17 protein-coding genes and 1 pseudogene are annotated in these 22,221 nt (G+C 74.4%); 5 read left to right on the top strand and 13 right to left on the bottom strand.

Features of this window, described 5'->3' with window-relative positions; all coding sequences use genetic code 11:
• Positions 1–129 precede the first annotated feature (129 nt).
• On the top strand, positions 130–519 hold the full coding sequence (locus LQ51_RS15105) for a globin (RefSeq protein ID WP_046566257.1): 390 nt from the start codon (positions 130–132) through the stop codon (positions 517–519).
• A 27-nt stretch (positions 520–546) separates the two neighbouring features.
• On the opposite strand, the gene LQ51_RS15100 is transcribed toward LQ51_RS15105, so the two are convergent.
• The 4 genes from LQ51_RS15100 to ettA all read right to left on the bottom strand — a co-directional run bounded on the left by LQ51_RS15100 (position 547) and on the right by ettA (position 4,070).
• Positions 547–1,131 (bottom strand): type III secretion system chaperone family protein, encoded by a 585-nt coding sequence (locus LQ51_RS15100; protein WP_046566256.1) that lies wholly within the window; start codon positions 1,129–1,131, stop codon positions 547–549.
• Positions 1,132–1,262: 131 nt separating this feature from the next.
• Entirely contained in the window at positions 1,263–1,904 is a 642-nt protein-coding gene (locus LQ51_RS15095; RefSeq protein ID WP_369799858.1) for a hypothetical protein, read from the bottom strand.
• A gap of 32 nt (positions 1,905–1,936) precedes the next feature.
• Positions 1,937–2,380 carry an acyl-CoA thioesterase gene (locus LQ51_RS15090; protein WP_046566254.1) on the bottom strand — a complete coding sequence of 148 codons (444 nt, stop codon included), beginning with the start codon at positions 2,378–2,380 and terminating at the stop codon, positions 1,937–1,939.
• Between the two features lie 13 nt (positions 2,381–2,393).
• Positions 2,394–4,070 (bottom strand): energy-dependent translational throttle protein EttA, encoded by a 1,677-nt coding sequence (ettA, locus tag LQ51_RS15085; protein ID WP_046566253.1) that lies wholly within the window; start codon positions 4,068–4,070, stop codon positions 2,394–2,396.
• Positions 4,071–4,387: 317 nt separating this feature from the next.
• On the opposite strand from ettA, the gene LQ51_RS15080 reads away from it, so the two are divergent.
• Complete coding sequence (locus LQ51_RS15080) at positions 4,388–5,788, top strand: alpha,alpha-trehalose-phosphate synthase (UDP-forming) (RefSeq protein WP_046566252.1); 1,401 nt, start codon at positions 4,388–4,390, stop codon at positions 5,786–5,788.
• A 55-nt stretch (positions 5,789–5,843) separates the two neighbouring features.
• Positions 5,844–8,444: a trehalose-phosphatase gene (gene otsB / locus LQ51_RS15075; RefSeq protein ID WP_046566250.1), complete on the top strand. Its 2,601-nt coding sequence runs from the start codon at positions 5,844–5,846 to the stop codon at positions 8,442–8,444.
• A gap of 83 nt (positions 8,445–8,527) precedes the next feature.
• Here otsB and cobA read toward each other — a convergent pair whose 3' ends face one another.
• From cobA to cobC, 3 genes are all read right to left on the bottom strand, one after another.
• The gene (cobA, locus tag LQ51_RS15070; protein WP_046566248.1) at positions 8,528–9,907 is read right to left on the bottom strand and encodes a uroporphyrinogen-III C-methyltransferase; all 1,380 of its coding nucleotides are present in this window, start codon (positions 9,905–9,907) and stop codon (positions 8,528–8,530) included.
• Between the two features lie 139 nt (positions 9,908–10,046).
• Positions 10,047–11,120: a nicotinate-nucleotide--dimethylbenzimidazole phosphoribosyltransferase gene (cobT, locus tag LQ51_RS15065; RefSeq protein WP_046566285.1), complete on the bottom strand. Its 1,074-nt coding sequence runs from the start codon at positions 11,118–11,120 to the stop codon at positions 10,047–10,049.
• Positions 11,120–12,247 carry an Rv2231c family pyridoxal phosphate-dependent protein CobC gene (gene cobC / locus LQ51_RS15060; protein WP_046566246.1) on the bottom strand — a complete coding sequence of 376 codons (1,128 nt, stop codon included), beginning with the start codon at positions 12,245–12,247 and terminating at the stop codon, positions 11,120–11,122. The genes cobT and cobC overlap by 1 nt, the downstream gene beginning before the upstream one ends.
• A 133-nt stretch (positions 12,248–12,380) precedes the next feature.
• On the opposite strand from cobC, the gene LQ51_RS15055 reads away from it, so the two are divergent.
• Complete coding sequence (locus LQ51_RS15055; RefSeq protein ID WP_046566244.1) at positions 12,381–14,513, top strand: transglycosylase domain-containing protein; 2,133 nt, start codon at positions 12,381–12,383, stop codon at positions 14,511–14,513.
• Positions 14,514–14,662: 149 nt separating this feature from the next.
• Here LQ51_RS15055 and LQ51_RS15050 read toward each other — a convergent pair whose 3' ends face one another.
• Together LQ51_RS15050 and LQ51_RS15045 are read right to left on the bottom strand one after the other, a co-directional pair.
• Positions 14,663–15,232: a GNAT family N-acetyltransferase gene (locus LQ51_RS15050; RefSeq protein ID WP_046566243.1), complete on the bottom strand. Its 570-nt coding sequence runs from the start codon at positions 15,230–15,232 to the stop codon at positions 14,663–14,665.
• Positions 15,229–16,728 (bottom strand): cobyrinate a,c-diamide synthase, encoded by a 1,500-nt coding sequence (locus LQ51_RS15045; protein ID WP_046566284.1) that lies wholly within the window; start codon positions 16,726–16,728, stop codon positions 15,229–15,231. The genes LQ51_RS15050 and LQ51_RS15045 overlap by 4 nt, the downstream gene beginning before the upstream one ends.
• A 135-nt stretch (positions 16,729–16,863) precedes the next feature.
• Between LQ51_RS15045 and LQ51_RS15040 the strand changes: the two genes are divergently transcribed.
• Positions 16,864–17,685: an SURF1 family cytochrome oxidase biogenesis protein gene (locus LQ51_RS15040; protein ID WP_046566242.1), complete on the top strand. Its 822-nt coding sequence runs from the start codon at positions 16,864–16,866 to the stop codon at positions 17,683–17,685.
• 118 nt (positions 17,686–17,803) lie between these two features.
• Here LQ51_RS15040 and LQ51_RS15035 read toward each other — a convergent pair whose 3' ends face one another.
• From LQ51_RS15035 to LQ51_RS15020, 4 genes and pseudogenes are all read right to left on the bottom strand, one after another.
• On the bottom strand, positions 17,804–19,384 hold the full coding sequence (locus tag LQ51_RS15035) for an ATP-dependent DNA ligase (protein ID WP_046566241.1): 1,581 nt from the start codon (positions 19,382–19,384) through the stop codon (positions 17,804–17,806).
• 279 nt (positions 19,385–19,663) lie between these two features.
• On the bottom strand, positions 19,664–19,870 hold the full coding sequence (locus tag LQ51_RS15030) for a hypothetical protein (protein WP_046566239.1): 207 nt from the start codon (positions 19,868–19,870) through the stop codon (positions 19,664–19,666).
• A gap of 128 nt (positions 19,871–19,998) precedes the next feature.
• A complete protein-coding gene (locus tag LQ51_RS15025; RefSeq protein ID WP_046566282.1) occupies positions 19,999–21,363 on the bottom strand; it encodes a dipeptidase in 1,365 nt (454 codons plus the stop codon).
• A pseudogene (locus LQ51_RS15020) lies at positions 21,311–22,090 on the bottom strand (uridine kinase). Before LQ51_RS15020 ends, LQ51_RS15025 begins: the two are co-directional and overlap by 53 nt.
• Positions 22,091–22,221: the final 131 nt, after the last annotated feature.

The raw sequence follows: 22,221 nt of genomic DNA, 5'->3' as shown, positions 1-22,221 counted from the left end.
CCGACCGGCGCGGCCCGGCCCGACGCGGCCCCGGCGGCACCGGCGTGCGTGCGCGGGGGTGGCGGTGGGCGGCGGCCGGCCCGCGACCGCACCTGGCAGGATGGATGGGTGACTTCCCCAGGCGAGTCGATGACCCTCTTCGAAGCGGTCGGCGGTGAACCCACCTTCCGCAAGCTGGTGGACGAGTTCTACGCCGGTGTCGCCACCGACCCGTTGCTGCGGCCGATGTATCCGGAGGAGGACCTCGGCCCGGCGGCCGACCGGTTGACCCTCTTCCTCATGCAGTACTGGGGCGGCCCGCACACCTACTCCGAGCAACGCGGTCATCCCCGGCTGCGGATGCGGCACGCGCCGTTCCGGATCGGGGCGGCCGAGCGGGACGCCTGGCTGCGCCACATGCGGCGGGCGGTGGACCGGCTGGACCTGCCGCCGGAGATCGCCGCCGCGTTCTGGGACTACCTGGAGCGGGCCGCGTACTTCATGGTCAACGTGATGGAGGATCCGGCGGCCGGGGCCTGACCGCGCCCGGCCCCGACGTCCCGCCGGTCAGAGCAGCGCGCCCTCGTCGTGCAGCCAGTCGACGAACGTGGTCGCCACCGCGGCGCCGCAGTCGAGCATCTCGACCAGCAGCGCGTCGTGGGTGCCCGCGCCGAGCGGGACCTGGAGCTCCGCGTAGATCGGCAACTGGCCGCGCTCGGTCGGGTCGCCGATGTACGCCTTGCAGAACCGCCGGGTGTGGTTCCACTCGTTGACCACCCGGTAGGCCCGGTCGGCCCAGTCCGGCGGCACCGTCGCGTGCGGCCGGGCCCGCATGACCAGGATCTCGTCCTCCGGCCCCTCCAGGGTGACCAGCACGGCGTGCCGCTCCCACATGGCCAGCAGGTTGCCGTCGCCGTCGGCCAGGTAGCGCACGTCGAGCAGGTCGAGCGCCTCGCAGACCCGGCTGAGCGTGACCGGTGCGACGGTGGCCGGCATGTCGGTGATCACCGACCGCTCGGCGGCCACGTCGTCCGCCGGCTGGCGGGGGGTCGGTGGTCCGACCCGGACGTTCTCCTCCACTGTGATCCCGGTTCGAGTTTCCGGATCGCCGCCGCCGGCGGCGGGACCTGGGCGCCATGACCACCACGGCATCGCTCGCGCACCTCACTCCCCAGCGGATCCAGCCGCCTACGGTGCGTTGGATCCGAGGATGGACGGTACCCGGACAGCCGGGTTGAGGCATCCCCCCAACGGCCGCCCCAAACCGGAAGAACGAATAGGGGTCATCCTTTCGGCTGACCCACGGTCGGCCTCAGCGCGAGTTCCGCGACCTTCCGCGACCAGGTCGCTCCGTACGGTCCAACGAGTCCGACCCATCGGCCGGCCACCCGCACCTGGACGTCGCCGGGGCCGAGAAAGCCCATCCGGACCAACCCTTGGACCAACCGCTGCGACACCTCCACCGGCGTGTCCGGCGCGTCGTCCGGGGTGACCACCACCGCCACGTGGTCCAGCAGGGCGTCCCGCAGCATCCGCTGCCCCACCGCGCGGCCACCCACCCCGTGTGCGACCGCCTCGCGCAGCGTCCCGGCCGCCGCGGCGGCGATCCGGCGTACCTCGTCGGCGGGCAACGTCTCCACCGCCCGGGTCGCCGCCGGCGGCAGCGCCCAGCGCCACCCGTCGTCCCGGCGCCGGGGCAGCGCGGATCCACCCGCCTCCAGCTCGCCGAGCAACTCGGCGGCGGCCACCGTGACGTCGCCGGGGGCCGAGCCCGCGACGGTACGGACCACCAGCACCTCCCACGGGAGCCGGGCCCAGAGGGCGGTCCGTCCCGCGTCCGGCACCGGCCGGAGCCGGACCAGGGCGCCCCGGTCCAGCCGGACCAGCCGGGCCAGGAAGGCGCCTGCGTCGGTCACCCCGGACAGCCCGTGCCCGACCGCCGGCCCGGCGCCCCCGGTCACGGCGCCAGCCCGGGGGCGTACCGGAGCAGGAAGGCCCGCTCCTCCGGAGAGATCCGGCGCGGTCGCTGCGCGGCCAGGTCGAACGGGACCAGCACCGACCGGGCGGTGCTGGCCAGCACCTCGCCGTCGTACAGCTCGTAGGCGACGGTGAACGACGCGGCCCGCAGCTGCTCCACCCAGAGCTCGATCCGGACCGCCGGGGCGGCCTCCGCGGTGGCCCGGCCCAGCGCGTAATCGACCGGGCGCAGGTAGTCGACCTCGTGCCGACGGATCACGACCCCGTCCGCGAACGAGCCCACTCCCCAGGCCCGGCCGCCGGCGAACATCATCGCCACCCGGGCCTCCTCGTAGAGGGTCAGGAAGCGGGCGTTGTTGACGTGCCCGTACGCGTCCAGGTCGGACCAGCGCAGCGCGCAGTGGTAGACAAACCGGTCAGCCAACGGTCAGCACCGGTCAGTCACGGGTGAGCTTGCGGTAGGTCACCCGGTGCGGACGGGCGGCCTCGGCGCCGAGCCGGTCGATCTTGTTCTTCTCGTACGCCTCGAAGTTGCCCTCGAACCAGAACCACCTGGCCGGGTTCTGGTCGTCGCCCTCCCAGGCCAGGATGTGCGTGGCGACCCGGTCCAGGAACATCCGGTCGTGGGAGATGACCACGGCGCAGCCGGGGAACTCCAGCAGCGCGTTCTCCAGGCTGCCGAGCGTCTCGACGTCGAGGTCGTTGGTCGGCTCGTCGAGCAGGATCACGTTGCCGCCGATCTTGAGGGTCAGCGCCAGGTTGAGCCGGTTCCGCTCGCCGCCGGAGAGCACCTTGGTCGGCTTCTGCTGGTCCGGCCCCTTGAACCCGAACGCCGCGATGTAGGCCCGCGACGGCATCTCGACCTTGCCCACCATGAGGTGGTCCAGCCCGTCGGAGACGACCTCCCAGACGGTCTTGTCACCGGCCAGGCCCTGCCGGTTCTGGTCGACGTAGGACAGCGAGACGGTGGGGCCGACCTTGACCTCGCCGCTGGTCGGCTGCTCCAGCCCGACAATGGTCTTGAACAGGGTGGTCTTGCCGACGCCGTTCGGGCCGATGATGCCGACGATGCCGTTGCGCGGCAGCGAGAACGACAGGTTGTCGATCAGCACCCGGTCACCGAACGCCTTGGTCAGGCCGTGCGCCTCGATGACGGTGCTGCCCAGGCGCGGGCCCGGCGGGATCTGGATCTCCTCGAAGTCCAGCTTGCGGGTCTGCTCCGCGGCGGTGGCCATCTCCTCGTAGCGGTCGAGGCGGGCCTTGGACTTGGTCTGCCGCGCCTTCGCGTTGGAGCGGACCCACTCCAGCTCCTCGTCGAGGCGCTTCTTCATCTTCGCGTCGCGGCGACCCTCGACCGCCATCCGGGCGGCCTTCTTCTCCAGGTAGGTGGAGTAGTTGCCCTCGTACGGGTAGGCGCGGCCCCGGTCCAGCTCGAGGATCCAGTTGGCCACGTTGTCGAGGAAGTACCGGTCGTGGGTGATCGCGATCACCGTGCCGGCGTACTTGGCCAGGTGCTGCTCCAGCCACTGCACGCTCTCCGCGTCCAGGTGGTTGGTGGGCTCGTCGAGCAGCAGCAGGTCCGGGGCCTCCAGCAGTAGCTTGCACAGCGCCACCCGGCGCCGCTCGCCACCGGAGAGCTGGGTCACGTCGGCGTCCGGCGGCGGGCAGCGCAGCGCGTCCATGGCCAGTTCCAGCTTGGAGTCGATGTCCCACGCGTCGGCGTGGTCCAGCTCCTCCTGGAGCTTGCCCATCTCCTCCATCAGCTCGTCGGAGTAGTCGGTCGCCATCTGCTCGGCGATCTTGTTGAACCGCTCCAGCCTGGCCTTGGTCTCGGCGACCGCCTCCTCGATGTTGCCGAGCACGGTCTTGGCGTCGTTGAGCGGCGGCTCCTGGGCCAGCATGCCGACGGTGTAGCCGGGCATGAGCCGGGCCTCGCCGTTGCTCGGCTGGTCCCAACCTGCCATGATCTTGAGGAGGCTGGACTTACCCGCGCCGTTCGGGCCGACCACACCGATCTTGGCCCCTGGCAGGAAGTTCAGCGTCACGTTGTCGAGCACGACCTTGTCGCCGTGCGCCTTGCGCGCCTTTTCCAGGACGTAGATGAACTGGGCCACGGTGCGGGCTACCTCCGTCGGTTGCGATCGCGAGCTTGCGGGGCGCGGGCGCGGGCGGCGAGGTCCGCCCGCCGCCGGCCGGGAGCCGGCCGCGCGCACGCCATCGTCAATCCTGACAGGTACGCCCGGCTGCGCCCACATCGCCCCGCCCGCGGGGCCGGCCGGCGGGCCGGGCCGTGCCCGGTGTCGACAAGATCACGAGGGGGGTTCGGTGGATCTGGAACGGGTAGGTGACTCCGGCACGGGGGAACAGACGCCGCAGCTACGCTCAGTACGCTCATCGCGGTGGACCCGTCAGCACCCGGAGGTGGCCGATCGTGACCGTCCGTAGCTCCTTTGTCGTAGTGGCGAACCGCCTGCCGGTCGACGAGGTGAGCACACCCGAAGGGCGGCAATGGCGGCGCAGTCCGGGCGGGCTGGTGACCGCGCTGCATCCCGTCCTGGCCGAGCATCAGGGCACCTGGGTCGGCTGGGCCGGCGGCACCGGGGCCGCCCCGGAGCCGTTCGACCTGGAGGGCATCCGGCTGCACCCGGTGCCGTTGAGCGCCGAGGAACTCGAGCGCTACTACGAGGGCCAGTCGAACGCGACGATCTGGCCGCTCTACCACGACGCGGTGGAGACCCCTGCCTACAAGCGCCGCTGGCGCGAGGCGTACCGGCTGGTCAACGCGCGGTTCGCGGAGGCCGCGGCGGACGTGGCGGCCGAGGGGGCGACGGTCTGGGTGCAGGACTACCAGCTCCAGCTGGTGCCGGCGATGCTCCGCGAGCTGCGGCCGGACCTGCGGATCGGGTTCTTCCTGCACATCCCGTTCCCGCCGATCGAGCTGTTCATGCAGATGCCGTTCCGCACCGAGATCCTGCGCGGCCTGCTCGGCGCCGACCTGGTCGGCTTCCAGCAGCGGCTGGCGGCGCAGAACTTCGTCCGGCTGGCCCGGCACCTGCTCGGCCTGCGCTACGAGGGCCAGATGATCCAGGTCGACGGCCGGCAGGTGAAGGCGGGCGCCTTCCCCATCTCGATCGACACCAGGGAGATGGAGCGGCTGGCCGAGGACCCGGCGATCCAGGCCCGGGCCAAGCAGATCCGCGAGGAGCTGGGCAACCCGAAGACGATCGTCCTGGGCGTCGACCGGCTCGACTACACCAAGGGCATCGAACTCCGGCTGAAGGCCTTCCGGGAACTCCTCGCTGACGGAAAGTTGACAGTTCCGGACGCGGTTATGGTGCAGGTCGCCACGCCCAGCCGCGAGCGCGTGGAGCACTACCAGGCACTTCGCGTCAAGGTGGAACGCGAGGTTGGTCGGATTAATGGCGAATTCGGACGGGTCGGCGTGCCGGCCGTGCATTATCTGCATCAGTCGTACAGTCGCTCCGAACTCGCCGCGATGTACGTCGCGGCAGACGTGATGATGGTGACCCCGCTGCGAGACGGAATGAATCTGGTGGCCAAGGAGTACGTCGCATCGCGCGCCGACCAGGGCGGCGCGCTCGTGCTCAGTGAGTTCGCCGGCGCCGCCACCGAGCTGCGCCAGGCGTTCCTGTGTAACCCGCACGACCCCGACGCGGTGAAGGACGCGCTGCTGCGCGCCGTGCACGTCGAGAAGCCCGAAGCCCGCCGCCGGATGCGGATCATGCAGCGCCACCTCCGCAGCCACGACGTGGGGCACTGGGCGAAGTCCTTCCTGACCGAACTGGGCGTGCCCGATGCGGAGGCCGCGTGAGCGCGAGCAGTGCGCCCGTCCTGCGAGCCCCGCAGTCGCGAGCAAAGGTGATGCCGTGAACGCCCCTGCCCCCACCACCGGGCACGTCGGGACGCTGGACCCCGAGCTGCGCGCCGCCATCGGCCGGATCGCGCGCGTCCCGCAGCTCCTGGTCGCCTGTGACTACGACGGCACCCTCGCGCCGATCGTCGAGGACCCGAGCAAGGCCGTACCGCTGCCCGAGTCGGTGGCCGCGGTCCGCGCCCTCGCGTCGCTGCCACAGACCAGCGTCGCGGTGGTCTCCGGGCGGGCGCTGCGCGACCTGGCCACGCTCTCCCGGCTGCCCAGCGAGGTCCACCTGGTCGGCAGCCACGGCTCCGAGTTCGACATCGGCTTCGTGGAGCGGCTCACCCCCGAGCTGATCGCGGTGCGCGCCCGGCTCCGCGCCGAGCTGCGCGACATCGCCGCCGCGCACCCGGGCATCCGGCTGGAACGCAAGCCGGCCAGCGTGGCCGTGCACACCCGCGGGGTCGACCCGCAGGTCGCCGCGGCGGCCGTCGAGGCCGTCCGCAACGGCCCCGCCACCTGGGACGACGTCACCGTCACCCAGGGCAAGGAGGTCATCGAGCTGTCCGTGGTGGCCACCCACAAGGGCACCGCCGTCGACCAGCTCCGCACCCAGCTCGCGGCGAGCGCGGTGCTCTTCATCGGCGACGACGTCACCGACGAGAACGCCTTCGGCAACCTGGCCGGACCGGACGTCGGCATCAAGATCGGTCTCGGGGACACCCGGGCGGACTACCGGGTGGCGGAGCCGATCGAGGCGGCCCGGGCACTCGGCCTGCTGCTGGAGACCCGGCGGCACTGGCTCTTCGGCGAGCGGGCGGTGCCGATCGAGCGGCACTCGATGCTGGCCAACGGCCGGACCGTCGCGCTGGTCACCCCGGCCGCCAAGATCACCTGGCTGTGCCACCCGAAGCCCGACTCGGCGGCGATCTTCGCCGACCTGGTGGGCGGCAGCCCGGCCGGGCACTTCACGGTGGGCCCGGAGCGCGCCGGCATCCCGCTCGGCCAGCGCTACCGCAGCAACACCATGACCGTGGAGACCCGCTGGTCCGGGCTGACCGTGACGGACTGGCTGGACCTGCCGGCGCGCGAGACCACCCCGGACGGCCCGGCCGTCGTCACCGGCGACTCGACGCTGGTCCGGGTGCTCAGCGGCACCGGCCGGGCCCGGGTCGAGTTCGCCCCGCGGCCGGAGTTCGGCCAGGTGGCCGTGCAGCTCCAGCCGCTCGACGACGGGCTGCTGGTGCTCGGCTCCAACGAGCCGGCCGCCCTCTACTCCCCCGGCATCGAGTGGGAGGTCACCAACGACGGCGGGTACGAGTCCGCCAAGGCCGTGGTGGATCTCGCCGCGGCCGGCGGCCAGGTGGTGCTGGAGCTGCGCTTCGGCACGCACAGCCTGGAGCACCACCGGGTGCCGATCCACGAGCGGCAGGCCACGGCCGAACAGCCCTGGAAGGACTGGGTCGGCACGCTGCGGCTGCCGACCACCGCCCGGGATCTGGTGGCCCGCAGCGCACTCACCCTGCGCGGGCTCTGCCACGAGCCGACCGGCTCGATCCTCGCCGCCGCGACCACCTCGCTCCCCGAGGAACTGGGCGGGGTCCGCAACTGGGACTACCGCTACTGCTGGCTGCGGGACGCCGCGATGACCGCGCGGGCGCTGGTCGACCTCGGCTCCACCGAGGAGGCCGAGGGCCTGCTCCGCTGGATCGACGGCGTGATCGAGCGCACCGGCGGCCACCCGGAGCGGCTGCACCCGCTCTACACCGTCGACGGCTACGAACTCGGCGCCGAGGCGGTCATCGACACCCTGCCCGGGTACGCCGGCTCCCGGCCGGTCCGGGTCGGCAACCTGGCCAACCACCAGCTCCAACTCGACGTCTTCGGCCCGGTCGCCGACCTGATCGCCGCGGTGGCCGACGCCCGGGGCTCGGTCCGGGAGGACGAGTGGCGGGTGCTGGAGAACATGGTCGAGGCGGTCCGCCGCCGCTGGCACGAGCCCGACCACGGCATCTGGGAGGCCCGCCTGCCGCCCCGGCACCACGTCTTCTCCAAGGTCATGCTCTGGATGACCGTGGACCGGGCGCTGCACGTGGTGCGCCAGCACGGCGGCGAGGACCGGCCGGAGTGGGTGGAGCTGCGCGACCGGATCGCCGACAACGTACTGGAGCACGGCTGGCACCCGGAGGCGGAGGCCTACAGCGTCGCCTACGGGCACGAGGAGATGGACGCCTCGTCGCTCTGGATCGGCATCTCCGGCCTGCTCGCCGGCGACGACCCGCGGTTCCTCTCCACCGTGCTGAAGATCGAGGCGGAGCTGCGCAGCGGCCCGGTCGTCTACCGGTACCACTGGGACGACGGCCTGCCGGGCCGGGAGGGCGGCTTCCACATCTGCACGGCGTGGCTGATCGAGGCGTACCTGCGCACCGGCCGGCGCGGCGACGCCGAGGAGCTGTTCGCCCAGATGATCGACACGGCGGGCCCCACCGGGCTGCTCCCCGAGCAGTACGACCCGCTCGCCGAACGGGGCCTGGGCAACCACCCTCAGGCCTACAGCCACCTGGGCCTGATCCGCTGCGCCCTGCTGCTCGACAACCTGCTCAAGCAGTAACCCCAGGGGCGACCCCCGCCCCCGCCCGCTGATCATGAGGTTGTTGTCACCCGCACCGCGGCGGCGTGACAACAACCTCATGATCAGCCCTCGGCGTCCTCCGCCAGGGCGCTGGGGGGCGGTGGGGTGAGGGCGTGGACGACGTCGCCGATGACCACGATGGCCGGTGGGCGGAGGGCGGCGGCGGCCACGTCGGCGGCCACCGCATCCAGGGTGGAGCGGAGGATCCGCTGGCCGCTGGTGGTGCCCTCCTGGATCACCGCGGCCGGGGTCTGCGCCGGCCTGCCGTGAGCCACCAGGGTGGCGCTGATCGCGGCCAGGTTCTTCAGGCCCATCAGGACCACCAGGGTGCCGCGCAGGCCGGCCAGCGCGTCCCAGCGGACCAGTGAGGCCGGCGAGTCGGGCGCGACGTGTCCGGAGACCACGGTGAACTCGTGCGCCACCGCCCGGTGGGTGACCGGCACACCGGCCACCGCGGGCACCGCGACCGCGCTGGTGACCCCGGGCACCACGGTCACCGGCACGCCCGCCGCGGCACAGGCCAGCAGTTCCTCGCCGCCCCGACCGAAGACGTACGGGTCGCCGCCCTTGAGCCGTACCACGACCTTGCCGGCCAGGGCCCGGTCGACCAGGATCCGGTTGATCTCCTCCTGGCTGCGGGACGGCCCGTACGGGATCTTGGAGGCGTCGACCAGCTCGACGTCCGGGCGCAGTTCGTCCAGGAGCAGCCCGGGGACCAGTCGGTCGGCGACCACCACGTCGGCCTCGGTGAGCAGCCGCCAACCCTTCAGGGTGATCAGCTCGGGGTCGCCAGGGCCGGCACCGACCAACGCCACCCGACCCCCGGCCGTCCCGGCCGAACCACCGGACCCCGCAGGACCACCAGCGGCGAGCGGATCACCCGGCACGGCGGGGCCGCCCGACGCGGCGGGATCACCAGGCGCGGTAGAGCCGCTGGTCGAGACCGGGCTACCGGGTGCCGTGGGGAGCCCGATCCGGGCCGCCAGCAGCTCGCGGACCGCGTCGCGGACGGCCACCGCGCGGCGCGGGTCGCCGCCGCCCAGCACGGCCACGGTGACCGGGCCGTGCCGGGTCACCGCCGGGGTCCACGCGGAAGCCGCGGCCCGGTCGTCGGCGCGGACGCAGAAGACCCGGCGTTCGGCGGCGGCGGCGCTGACCGCCGCCGCGGCCATCCGGTCGTCGATGGCCACCTGGACCAACCAGGCGCCGTCCAGGTCCTCGGGGACGAACCGGCGCGCCGCCCAGTGCAGCCTTCCGGCGTCGGCGTGCGCCCGCAGCGCCGGGGTCAGCTCGGGGGCGACCAACAGGACGTCCGCGCCCGCGTCGAGCAGCGCCGGCACCCGCCGGGTGGCCACCGCTCCCCCGCCCACCACGACCACCCGGCGGCCGGCCAGCCGCAGCCCGAGGGGGTACGGGTTGCCCGACCCGCCCGGCGCGCTCACGCCGCCGCTCCGGGCGAGGCGGGCCGACGCCGCCGGGCCACGCCATGGGATGCCCGCTGCCGGGCCGGTGCCCGACCGCAGGCGGAGCAGGACCGCCGGGCCACGGCGTGAGGGGCCCGCTGCCGGGCCGACGCCCCGCTCACTTCTCGGCCACCCCGGCCGAGTCGAAGGTGGCCACCTCGTGCAGCACCCGGACCGCCCCGGTCACCACCGGCAGCGCGAGCAGCGCGCCGGTGCCCTCACCGAGGCGCAGCCCGAGGTCGACCAGAGGTTCGAGGGCGAGGTGCCGCAGCGCCACGGTGGCGCCCGGTTCGGCGGACCGGTGGCCGGCGATCATCGCGCCGACCGCGTCCGGGGCGAAGGCGGCCGCGGCGAGCGCGGCGCTGACCGCGATCACCCCGTCCAGCAGCACCGGCACCCGGCGGGCGGCGGCACCGAGGATCAGCCCGGCCAGCGCCGCGTGCTCCAGCCCACCGACGGCGGCCAGCACGCCCAGCGGGTCGGTCGGGTCGGGGGCGTGCCGCGCCAGCGCCGCCCGCACCACGCCGACCTTCCGGGCGTACGTCTCGTCGTCCACCCCGGTGCCGCGCCCGGTGACCTCGGCCGGGTCGGCGCCGGTGAACGCGGCGACCAGAGCGGCGGCCGGGGTGGTGTTGCCGATGCCCATGTCGCCGGTGAGCAGGATGCCCGCCCCGGCGGCGACCAGTTCCCCGGCGACCCGGATGCCGGTCTCCACCGCGGCCCGGGCCTCGTCCCGGGTGAGCGCGGCGGTGCCGGTCATGTCCCGGGTGCCGGCCCGGACGTTCGCCGCCACCAGCCGGGGACCGGCGGCGCCCGTGGCGGCCGGGTCCACCGGCAGCGGGGTGGCCACCCCGACGTCGACCACGGTGACCGAGGCGCCGGCCTGCCGGGCGAACGCGTTGACCACCGCGCCGCCGGCCAGGAAGTTGCCGATCATCTGGGCGGTGACCTCCTGCGGCCACGGGGTGACGCCCTGGGCGTGCACGCCGTGGTCACCCGCGAAGATCGCCACGGCGGCCGGCTCGGGCAGCGGCGGCGGGCAGCTGCCGGCCAGCCCGGCGAGGCGGACCGAGAGGGGTTCCAGGGCACCCAGCGAGCCGGCCGGCTTGGTGAGCCGGCCCTGTAGTTCCCGCGCCGCCGCCATGGCGGCCTCGTCCAGCGGCCGGATCGCCGCGACGGTGGATTCCAGCATCATGCCTCCAGGATCTCGGCCAGCACGTCGATGAACGCGTCGGTCGTCGCCGGATCGCGCACCGCGATCCGCAGCCAGTCCGGGCCCAGCCCGGGGAAGGTGTCGCCCCGGCGGACCGCCCAGCCGCGCTCGCGCAGCCGCTCCCGGACCTGGTCGGCGCCGGGCCGGTGGATCAGGACGAAGGCGCTGGCCGGGCGGCCCGCGACGCGTACCCCGGGCAGGGTGGAGAGGCGTGCCACCAGGTGCTCGCGGTCGGCGGCGAGTCCGGCGGCGATGGCGCGCTCGGCCGCGACCGCGGCCGGTGAGGCGCAGGCGGTGGCGGCGGCGAGCGCCGGGGTGGAGACCGCCCAGAGCGGCTGGGCGGCGGCCAGCCGGTCGAGCAGCGCCGCCTCGCCGAGCAGGTAGCCGACGCGCAGCCCGGCCAGCCCCCAGGTCTTGGTGAGGCTGCGCACCACCAGCAGACCGGGCAGGTCCCGGCGGTCGGCGAGGGACTCGGGCTCGCCCTCGACGCCGGGGGCCAGGGTGGTGTCGGCGAACGCCTCGTCGACGACGAGCGTCCGGCCGGGGCGGGCCAGTTCGGCGAGCGCGCCGGCGGGGTGCAGCACGGACGTCGGGTTGGTGGGGTTGCCGACGATCACCAGGTCGGCGTCGGCGGGCACCCGGGCCGGGTCGAGGCGGAAGTCCTCGGCCGGGTCGAGCAGCACCCGCTCGACGGTGTGCCCGGCGGCGCGCAGGGCGGCCTCCGGCTCGGTGAACTGCGGGTGCAGCACCACCGGCCGGCGGGCGTCGCGCAGCGCCCGGGCGATCAGCACGAAGCCCTCGGCCGCGCCGGCGGTGAGCAGCACCTCCTCCGGGGGGCGGCCGTGCCGGGCGGCGACGGCGGCTCGGGCCGGCGCCGGGTCCGGGTACGCGGCCAGCCCGCCCAGGGCGGCGACCAGCGGGTCGGCCAGCCAGTCCGGCATCGGGGCGCGGCGCACGTTGACCGCCAGGTCCACCAGGCCCGGGGTGGCCTCGGCGTCGCCGTGGTGGCCGAGGTCCGGCTCGCCGGCTGCCGGCCGCGGCGTGCCGCGCTGGGGTTGCCGTAGGTCCGGACCGGCTTCGGTCGTTCCGGTCAGCTGAGCACGCATGTCCGCGATCCTGCCGGGAAGGCGACGCCCGGGACAGCAGGTGCCGGCGTGGGCCGCGTCACCACCGCGCCACCCGGTCGCCCGTTTATGAATTCTTCTCATTTCCGAATCGGAAATGTCATAGCTTGGCCCTGTGAGCAACCGACCCCTTGCCTCCGCCGGTCGTGCCATTCCTCTCCTCCGCGCCGGGCTGATCGCCGGCATCGTGGTCGCCGCCGCGGCGTACCCACTCGCCGCCGTCACCGGCCTCGGCGCCAAGGCCACCGCGCACGCCGTGCAGCAGAAGACGGACATCCTGAAGACCGCCGTGCCCGCCGAGACGTCCTACGTCTACGCGCCGGACGGCAGGACCGTGCTGACCATGTTCTACGAGGAGTACCGGCAGTACACCAAGATCGAAGACATGTCGCCGAACATCCAACAGGCGATCGTGGCCGCCGAGGACAACCGCTTCTACCAACACCACGGCGTCGACCCGAAGGGCGTCGCCCGCGCCTTCGTCTCCAACGCCCGCTCCGGCGGCGTCTCCCAGGGCGCCTCCACCATCACCATGCAGTACGTCCGGATGGCCCTGCGGGACAGCGCCAAGACGCCGCAGGAGGTCCAGGAGGCCACCCAGCAGACCAGCCTGCGCAAGGTCAAGGAAATGCGGATGGCGCTGGACATCGAGAAGCACCTGACCAAAGAGCAGATCCTCGAGCGCTACCTCAACTCGGCCTACTTCGGCCACCGGGCGTACGGGATCTACGCGGCCTCGCAGATCTTCTTTTCCAAGACCCCGGCCACCCTCAGCCCCGTCGAGGCGGCCACCCTCGCCGGCCTGGTCAAGTCGCCCTCGGAGTACGACCCGATCACCTCCGACCAGAAGGACGCCACCGGCCGGCGCAACTACGTGCTCGACAACATGGCCCGCCTCGGCTACCTGTCGCCCGACGCCGCCACCGCGGCCAAGGCCGAACCGATCCGGCTCAAGCTCACCGACCCGCCGAACGACTGCGCCTCGATCGACGACAAGTACCGCACCTGGGGCTTCTACTGCGACTACCTGAAGAACTGGTGGAGCGCCCAGCCGGCGTTCGGCGAGAACCGGCTGGAACGGATGGACAAGCTACGCCGCGGCGGCTACCGGATCGTGCTGGCCCTCGACCCGAAGATCCAGGCGGCGGCCGAGAAGAACGTGGGCGCCAAGGACGGCACCGGCAACCCGTTCGCCAACGGCGTGGTGGTCGCCGAACCGGGCACCGGACGGATCAAGGCGATGGCGGTGAACCGCACCTACTCGCTGGACCTCAGCCAGAACGGGCCCAGCTCCAACCCCGAGGCCGGCCCCAAGGTCAAGGCCAACTATCCGAACACGGTCGCGCCACTGCTCGGCGGCGGCACCCTCCCCGGCTACCAGGCGGGATCGACGTTCAAGATGTTCCCGATGCTCGCCGCGCTCAACGCCGGCATGCCGCTGTCCACCGCGTTCGACTCGCCGTACCGGTACAAGTCCGCCGTGTACGACGGCTGGGCCCCGTCCAACGCCAGCGGTGCGATGACCGGCCGGCAGACCATGTGGTCCGGCTTCGGCAAGTCGGTCAACACGTACTTCGTGCAGCTCGAGGAGAAGGTCGGCGCGGACACGGGGGTACGCCTCGCCGAGCAGCTCGGCCTGCGCTGGCGCACCGACGTGGACCGCGACCAGGCGTCGCCGGGCAAGGCGAAGAAGTGGGGCGCGTTCACCCTGGGCGTCTCCGACGCCACCCCGCTGGAGATGGCCAACGCGTACGCGGCGGTGGCCGCCGACGGGCGGTACTGCGAGGCGATCCCGGTGAACTCGATCATGAACCGGGACGGCACGCCGGCCACGTACACCACCCCCGGCGGGGTGCAGCGCGAGGTCGCCAAGCCGCGCTGCCGGCAGGTGGTCAGCGCGGACGCGGCCCGGGCGGCCACCGACGCGGCCCGCTGCCCGACCGGCGACACCCCGGCCAAGGGCAGCTGCGGCGGCTGGTCGACCGCGGACAGCGTCCGGGGCACGGTCGGCCGGCCGGTCGCCGGCAAGACGGGTACCACCGACAGCACCCGGTCCGCCTGGTTCGTCGGCTACACCCCGGAACTGGCTGCGGCGAGCTTCATCGCCGACCCGGACAACCCGTTCAACGCCGTCGGCGACGGCCAGTCCCAGATCCCGGTGAACGCGGTCGCGATGACCCTGCGGGACGCCCTGAAGGGCCAACCCACCCGCCAGTTCACCCCGCCGTCGGACCAGATCGTCGGCTGACCCACCCTGGACCGCCCGGGGGTGCGCCCGGGTTAGTAGATCAAGAGGTTCGCGCGCGGGAACTCCCGGCGCGAACCTCTTGATCGGTCTTCCGGAGACTCCGCTTGATCGGTCTCCCGGAGACTCCGCTTGATCGGTCTCCCGGAGGCTCAGCGCAGGTCGGCGGCGACGAAGGACCAGAGTTCCAGGTCCACCCGGGCGCCCCGGACGAAGCCGGCGTTGCGCAGCAGCCCCTCGTAGCTGAAGCCGGCCTTCTCCGCCACCCGCCGGGAGGCCACGTTCCCCGGCGCCACCCGCAGCTCCACCCGCTGGAAGCCGTGCTCCAGGATCAACGCGATGGCCAGCGCGTCCACCGCCTCGGCGGCCAGGCCGTAGCCGCGGGCGTCCGGGGCGATCGCGTACGACACCTCGGTGAGCCGGGCGCCCCAGTCGGTGCGCCGGGTCCACAGGCAGCCCACCACCCGCTGGTCCTCCCGGCGGAGCACCCCGTAGTGGTCACCCTCCCCGCTGTCCCGCCGCTGCCGGGCCAGCTCGGTGCACCAGGCCCGGCCGTCGATCTGCCCGGACGACTCCGCCAGCGGCAGCCACCGCTGGGTCTGCCGGTCGGCGAAGACCGCGTCGACCGCGTCGGCGTCGGCTGCCGCCAGCGGGCGGACCTCGGTGCGCGGGGTGGAGACGGTCAGCGCCGGGAAGCGGCGTACGGCGACCTGACCGATCACGCCGTGGCCTCCGCCGGAACCAGGGCCGCCGCGACCAGCCGGGCCGCGATCTCCGGGTACGCGGCCCAGTGCGGCACGAGCTGCGAGGCGTGCACGCCCCGCCAGACGAAGCCCTCCGGCGCGCCACCCTCCCAGCTCCACGCGGCCCGCTCGCCGGCCCGCGGGGTGAGCACCGCGGCGTGCTGCTTGTGCCCGACCACGGTGGCCCCGGCCGGCGCCACCACGCTGTCGGTGCGCGCGGTCGCCGCCCGGTAGCCGATCACCAGGCCGTCCCGGCTGGCGCCCACCGCGTCCAGCACCCCGCACATCGGCAACCCGTCCAGCTCGCGGGCCAGCCAGAGCAGGCCGGCGCCCTCGGCGATCACCGGCCGGCCGGTACGCGCCAGCTCGGCCACGGCGATGCAGAGCCGACGGTTGGCGGAGAGGCGTTCCGCGTACGCCTCGGGGAGGCCGCCGCCGACGACCAGCGCGCGGGTCCCGGCCGGCAGGGCCTCGTCGCGCAGCGGGTCGACGATGACCACCTCGGCGCCGGCGGCCCGCAGCAGCTCGGCGGTCTCCGGATGGCTGTAGCTGCCGCCCGGGCCGCCGGCCAGCGCCACCACCGGCCGCTCCCCGGCCGGCACCGCTTGGCCGGGCGGCGTTCCGTCGGGCGCGGTGCCGTTGGCGGCGGCACCCGGCGCGGCTCCGGCGGGCGCCGTTCCGCCCGGCGCGACTCCATTGGGCACGGCTCCGTTGGGCGCGACTCCGGCGGGCGCGGCTCCGGTCGGCTGCGGTGACCACGGCGTGACGGGCAGCTCCGGGGCCGAGCCGGCCAGCGCCAGCAGCCGGTCCAGGTCGACGGTGGCGGTGACCGCCTCGCCGAGCCGGCGCACCGCGCGTTCCGCCTCGGGGTCCCGCTGGACGACCGGGACCATGCCGTGCCGCCGGGCGGGCAGCACCGGGGGCAGCTCGTGGCGGCGCAGCGCGCCGTAGACCGGCACGCCGACGTCGTCGAGCGCCTCGCGCAGCATCGCCTCGTGCCGGGGCGACGCCACCCGGTTGAGGATCACCCCGCCCAGCCAGAGCTGCTCGTCGTACGCCCGGAAGCCGTGCACCAGGGCGGCCACCGACTGACCCATCGCGGCCACGTCCACCACCAGCACCACGGGGCTGCGCAGCGCGGTGGCCACGGCGGCGGTGGACTCGGTCTCGGGGTGGCCGGAGATCGAGTCGTAGAGCCCCATGGTGCCCTGCACCAGCGCGAAGCCGGCCCCAGCCGCGCCGTGCGCGAAGAGCGGCGCGATCCGCTCGGGGCCGACCAGCCGCGGATCCAGCACCCGCCCCGGACGCCCGGCCGCCAGCCCCAGGTAGGCCGCGTCCACCTGATCCGGGCCGATCTTGAAGCCGGCCACGTCCAGCCCCCGGTCGGCGAGGGCGGCGAGCAGGCCGAGCGAGAGGGCTCCGGTGCCGTGCCCCGAGGAGGGGGCACTCAGCACCACGCGCGGCACGACGGTCATCATCGACTCCTGGTCCGGGTGGTTTTCCGCCCGCGTGACCATACCCGCCCGAGCCGGCACGTGGCGGCCGCCGGCCGGCCCGATTCGGCCCGCCGCAGCTCAGTGGCGCCGCTCATACGGGTAGCCTTGGCCAACGTGTACCGGTTCCTGCTGACCCCGCGCTGGCTGGGCTATCTCGCGCTGACCCTGGTCGCCGCCGCGGTGATGGTGTTCCTCGGCAACTGGCAGCTGGACCGCTACCGGGCCCGCACGGCGGTCAACGAGCGGATCGACGCGGGCGCCACGATGAGCCCGGCCCCGCTGCGTGACGCCCTGCCCGCCCCCAGCGGCGGGCCCGGCGGCACCGGCCCGGCCCCGGTCGAGCGGGTCACCTGGACCAAGGTGACCGCCACCGGCCGGTACGACACCGCCAACGTGGTCCTGGTCCGCGGCCGGACCGTCGACAACGAGGTGGGCTTCGAGGTGCTCACCCCGCTGGTGCTCGCCGACGGCACGGCGGTGCTGGTCGACCGGGGCTGGATCCCGGTGGCCCCCGGCGCCGGCGCCACCGCCCAGCCGTCGGTGCCGGCCGTGCCGGCCGGCGACGTCACGGTCACCGGCCGGGTGGTGCCCAGCGAGAACGGCGGCACCGTCGGCCGGCGCGACGGAAAGCTGGAGACCCGGCGGATCAGCGTGACCCGGATCGCGAAGCAGTTGCCCTACCCGGTGGCCGGCGGCTACGTCCTGCTCGACGAGCAGACGCCGGCCGCCGACCCGGCCTTCCGCGCGGTCCCCATCGGGCACACCAACAACTGGCAGAACTTCGGCTACGTGGTCCAGTGGTGGATCTTCGCGGCCATGAGCCTGGTCGGCTACGGCTGGGTGGCCCGCCGCGAGGCCCGCCGGCTGGCCAACCTCGACGGCCCGCGCCAGCCCCTCGACCGGGCCGCCGAACCGGCCCCCGCCACCCCCGCCTGACGGTCCCGCCACCGGCCCCGGCCACCCGTCCCGGCCGATCTCGACCACCCGTCCCGGCCGCCCCTCGGCCACCCGCCCCGGCCGGCCTCAGGATCACCCGCCCTGGCCGGCCTCAGGATCAGCCGGCCCGGCCGGCGTGGAGGGCCCGGACCGCGTCGATCGTGTCCGCCTCGGCGGCGGTCTTGTCGTGCCGGTAGCGCACCACCCGGGCGAAGCGCAGCGCCATCCCGCCCGGGTAGCGGCTGCTCGTCTGCACCCCGTCGAAGGCGATCTCGACCACCTGCTCCGGCCGGACCCGAACCACCCAGTCACCCTTCTCGACCGCCAGGTCGAGGAAGCGCTCGGTCTGCCACCGCAGCACCTCGTCGGTGAGCCCCTTGAACGTCTTGCCGAGCATGACGAACTCGCCGGTGCGCGGATCCCGCGCGCCCAGGTGCAGGTTGGACAGCCAGCCCTGCCGCCGGCCGCTGCCCCACTCCACCGCCAGCACCACGAGATCCAGGGTGTGCCGGGGCTTCACCTTCACCCAGGCGGTGCCGCGCCGCCCGGCGTCGTACGGGGCGGCCGGGTCCTTGACCACCACCCCCTCCTGGCCGGCGTCGATCGCCGCGGCGAAGGCGGCACCGGCCTGCTCCGGGCCGTCCACCTCCAGCCGGCCGACCAGCAGGGTCGGGTCGACCGCGCCGGCCAACGCCGCCCACCGCTCCCGGCCGGGCAGGTCGATCAGATCGGCGCCGTCCAGGTGCAGCAGGTCGAAGAAGTACGGCGTGAGCACCGTGTCGCCGGTGCGCTCGGCGGCGGCGAGCACCGCGGGCGCCACCGGGGTGCGGCCGGTGGTGCTGGGCGTGGTGCGCCGGGCCGCCCGGCTGGACGTCTCCTGGAACGGCAGCGGCCGCCCCTCGGCGTCGAGCCCGATCGCCTCGCCGTCGAGCACCAGCTCCCGCGCGGGCAGCGCGCGCACGGCGGCCACCACCTCGGGCAGCCGGGTGGTGATCTCGTCGAGACTGCGGGTGAACACGGCGATGTCCTGCCCGGACCGGTGCACCTGGATGCGGATGCCGTCCAGCTTGACGTCGACCACCGCCGGGGTGCCGGTGGCGGTCAGCGCCTCGTCCACGGTCGGCGCGCTCTGCGCCAGCATCGGCGCCAGCGGGCGGCCCACCTGGAGCCCGAACCCGGCCAGCGCCGCGGCACCGCCGGAGAGCGCCGCGACCGCCACCGCGCGCAGGTCGCCGGCGAGCAGCAGGGCCCGGCGTACGGCGGTCAGCGGCACCTCGGCGGCCCGGGCCACCGCGTCGGCGAGCAGCCCGGCCTGGGCGCCCTGGCGCAGCTCGCCGCTGAACAGGCCGACCAGCATCCGCTGCTCGTCGGCGGTGGCCGCAGCGAAGAGACGGCCGACCAGCTCGCGCCGGCGGGCCTGCGAGCCGGCCCCCCGGACTGCGGCGATCTCCGCGACGGCCGCGTCCACCCCGCCCACGGTCAGGGTCGGCTCGGCGGCCGGTGGCGGCAGGTCACGCAGCCCGGCCCAGCCCACCCCGGTCTGTCGTTGGCGCAGCTCACCGGCGAGGTAGCCGGCGCCGGCCGGGACCTCGTCGGGGTCGAGCGAACGCAGCGCCGCGGCGAGCAGCTCCACCTTGGCCCGTCGGCCGCTGGTGGCGCCCACCGCGGCGGAGGTCGCCGCCAGGTCGAGGAACCGCACGTCCCTCATCCTGCCAGCCACACCGACACGGCGGGCTCTCCCCGGCCGGGCGACGGATCCCGAAACGCCGCCCGCCCGGAGCCACCGCCGGCCGGGCTGCCGCCCCCGGACCGGCAACCGGCGTCGGCCCGGCTCAGACCGAGACCGGCTCAGACCGAGACCGGCTCAGACCGAGACTGGCTCAGACCGGGACCGGCTGAAGACCGGACCGGCTCGGGCCGACACCGGCTCAGGCCGACACCGGCTCAGGCCGAGACCGCGGTTCAGACCGGGACCGGATCAGGCCGAGACCGGCTCCTCGATCCGCAGGCCCCGGCCGCGCACCTCCTCGGCGATCCGGCTGAGCAGGCCGTCGAGCGTGACCAGCGCGGCCGACAGGTCGCCGAGCTGTGCCTTGAGCGTGTCCTCGGGCCACGCGGAGACATCGACGTCCCCCAGAGCGCTGACGGCCGCCTGCAGCCGCGCCATCTCGTCATTCGTACGCATGTACGAGAGGCTATAACACCCCGTCGCCCGACACACCGCAAACTCCGACATCGACCGCGAAGTTACGGTTCCGACACCTCAGGGCCGATTTCGCGGTCTGCCGTGGCCCGCCGGCCAGCCGTCCTGGACTACCGGTCCACGCCCGCCTCGGCGACCTTGGCCAGCAGCAGCGCCTCGGCCAGGCAGACCCGCGCGAACTCGCCCAGGTGCAGGCTCTCGTTCGGGCCGTGGGCCCGGGCGTGCGGGTCCTCCACCCCGGTCACCAGGATCGCCGCCCGCGGGAACATCTCCTGGAAGGTGGCGATGAACGGGATCGAGCCGCCGACGCCGATGTCGACCGGGTCGGTGCCGTCCCAGGCGCCCCGGAACGCCGCCCGCGCCGCGTCGAACATCGGACCGGTGGCGTCGATGACGCACGGTGCGCCGTCGTGCTCGAAGGTCACGCTGACCTGCGCGCCCCACGGGGCGTGCCGCTCCAGGTGCGCGGTGAGTGCCGCGTACGCCTTCTTCGGGTCGTCGCCCGGCGCCAGCCGTACGCTCAGCTTCGCCTTGGCCGACGGGACCAGCGCGTTCGGCGCCTCCCCGGTCGCCGGGGCGTCCACGCCGAGGATCGCCAGCGCCGGCTTCGTCCAGAGCCGGTCGGTGATCCGGCCGGTGCCGAAGAGCTGTGCCCCGTCGACCAGGCCGGCCTCGGCGCGGAACCGCTCCTCCGGGTAGTCGACGGTGGCACCCTCCCGGCCGACCAGGCCCTCCACGGTCACGTTCCCGGCCTCGTCGTGCAGCGTGCCGAGCAGCTTCACCAGCGCGGTCAGCGCATCCGGGACGGCGCCGCCGAACATCCCGCTGTGCACGGCGTGGCCGAGGGTGCGTACCTCGACGAAGCAGTTGACGATGCCGCGCAGCGAGGTGGTCAGTGCGGGCACGCCGACATCCCAGTTCGCGGAGTCGGCGATCACGATCACGTCGGAGGTCAGCTCGTCGCGGTGCTCGGCGAGCAGCCGCTCCAGCGAGTCCGAGCCGTACTCCTCCTCGCCCTCGATGAAGAGCACCACCCCGACCGGGAGCCGGTCGCCGAACGCGCGCAGGGCGGCGACGTGCGCCATGATGCCCGCCTTGTCGTCGGCGGCGCCCCGCCCGTAGAGGCGGCCGTCCCGCTCGACCGGCTCGAAGGGGTCCGACTCCCACAGCGCGGGGTCGCCGACCGGCTGGACGTCGTGATGGGCGTACAGCAGCACGGTGGGCGCGCCGGGCGGGGCCGGCTTCGTCCCGATCACCGCCGGCTGGCCACCGGAGCGCACGATCTTCGTGTCGAGGCCGCAGCCGCGCAGCAGCTCGGCCACCGCCTCGGCGGACCGCTCGACGTGCGAGTGGTCGAAGCCCTCGAAGGCGATGCCCGGGATGCGGACGAGGCGTTCGAGGTCGGCACGGACTCCGGGCAGTTCACGCTCGACGGCGGCCCGCACCTCGGACTCGGAGATGATCGGTGTGGTCATGACCGGCATCGTATGCCGGCCTTACCGACGCCAGCCCCCGAGCCCGGCAGTGGCCGGCTGGCCCCGGTGCGGGTCAGGCCGCGGGCCGGGTGGACGCGGCCCGGGTACCCCGGCGGAGGTAGTAGCGGTCCGGGTCGTGCGGGAGCTGGGGAGCGCCGTCGACCACCACGTCCGCGGCCGCCTCGGTGCCGTCGGCCGCGAAGTGCGCCCGCTCCCCCGCGTGCCAGCGGCGCAGCTCGGGCCCGATCTCCGCGCCGTCGCGGGCGAGGGCGCGGGCCCGCCGCAGCCCGGCCGGCGCGGTGACGAAGACCGACAGGGTCAGCTCCGGCCGCACCTGGGCCCGCGCGGCGCTCACCCCCTCCACGATCAGCAGCGGCCCGGCGGGGACCGGCACCGGCCGGTCCAGGAAGGTGCGGCGCACCCAGCTGTACCGGCGGTAGCCGCCGGGCCGGCCGGCCCGTACCGGCGCGAGCACCCACTCCTCCAGCCGGGGCCAGAAGGTGAGTTGGTCGTCCCAGCCGTCGAGCAGGTCGTCGGTGCGGACCACCGGCGGCCGCTCACCGCCGGGCAGGGCGGCGACGGCGTCCGCGAGGCGGGTCGCGAAGACGCTCTTGCCCGCGCCGCTCGGCCCGTCGACCGCCACCAGGCGGGTACGCCCCAACCGCGCCGGCCCGGCCAGCACCCGCTGGGCCAACCCGGCGTACGCCTCGACCACCGCGACCGTCACCCGCCCGAGGCTAGCCGCCGGTTGGCGTACGCCCAGGGCGTCCCCCGTCCGCTGGATCCTGCGGTGGCGCGGCCCGTTCGCCGGGCGGGGCCGCGTCGCCGGCGTCATCATCGGGTGGTGCTCCATGACGT

Origin of the sequence: Micromonospora sp. HK10, from assembly GCF_000982955.1 — a bacterium.
Taxonomy (GTDB): domain Bacteria; phylum Actinomycetota; class Actinomycetes; order Mycobacteriales; family Micromonosporaceae; genus Micromonospora.
The sequence above is the reverse complement of the archived record's forward strand: the minus strand, read 5'-3'. Positions and strand labels throughout refer to the sequence as shown.

Coding starts and splice junctions, on each gene's coding strand:
- LQ51_RS15025 (WP_046566282.1), bottom strand. CDS start 21,363: ATGACCACACCGATCATCTCCGAGTCCGAGGTGCGGGCCGCCGTCGAG.
- cobT (WP_046566285.1), bottom strand. CDS start 11,120: ATGCTGGAATCCACCGTCGCGGCGATCCGGCCGCTGGACGAGGCCGCC.
- LQ51_RS15105 (WP_046566257.1), top strand. CDS start 130: ATGACCCTCTTCGAAGCGGTCGGCGGTGAACCCACCTTCCGCAAGCTG.
- cobC (WP_046566246.1), bottom strand. CDS start 12,247: ATGCGTGCTCAGCTGACCGGAACGACCGAAGCCGGTCCGGACCTACGG.
- LQ51_RS15030 (WP_046566239.1), bottom strand. CDS start 19,870: ATGCGTACGAATGACGAGATGGCGCGGCTGCAGGCGGCCGTCAGCGCT.
- LQ51_RS15045 (WP_046566284.1), bottom strand. CDS start 16,728: ATGACCGTCGTGCCGCGCGTGGTGCTGAGTGCCCCCTCCTCGGGGCAC.
- LQ51_RS15100 (WP_046566256.1), bottom strand. CDS start 1,131: ATGCCGTGGTGGTCATGGCGCCCAGGTCCCGCCGCCGGCGGCGGCGAT.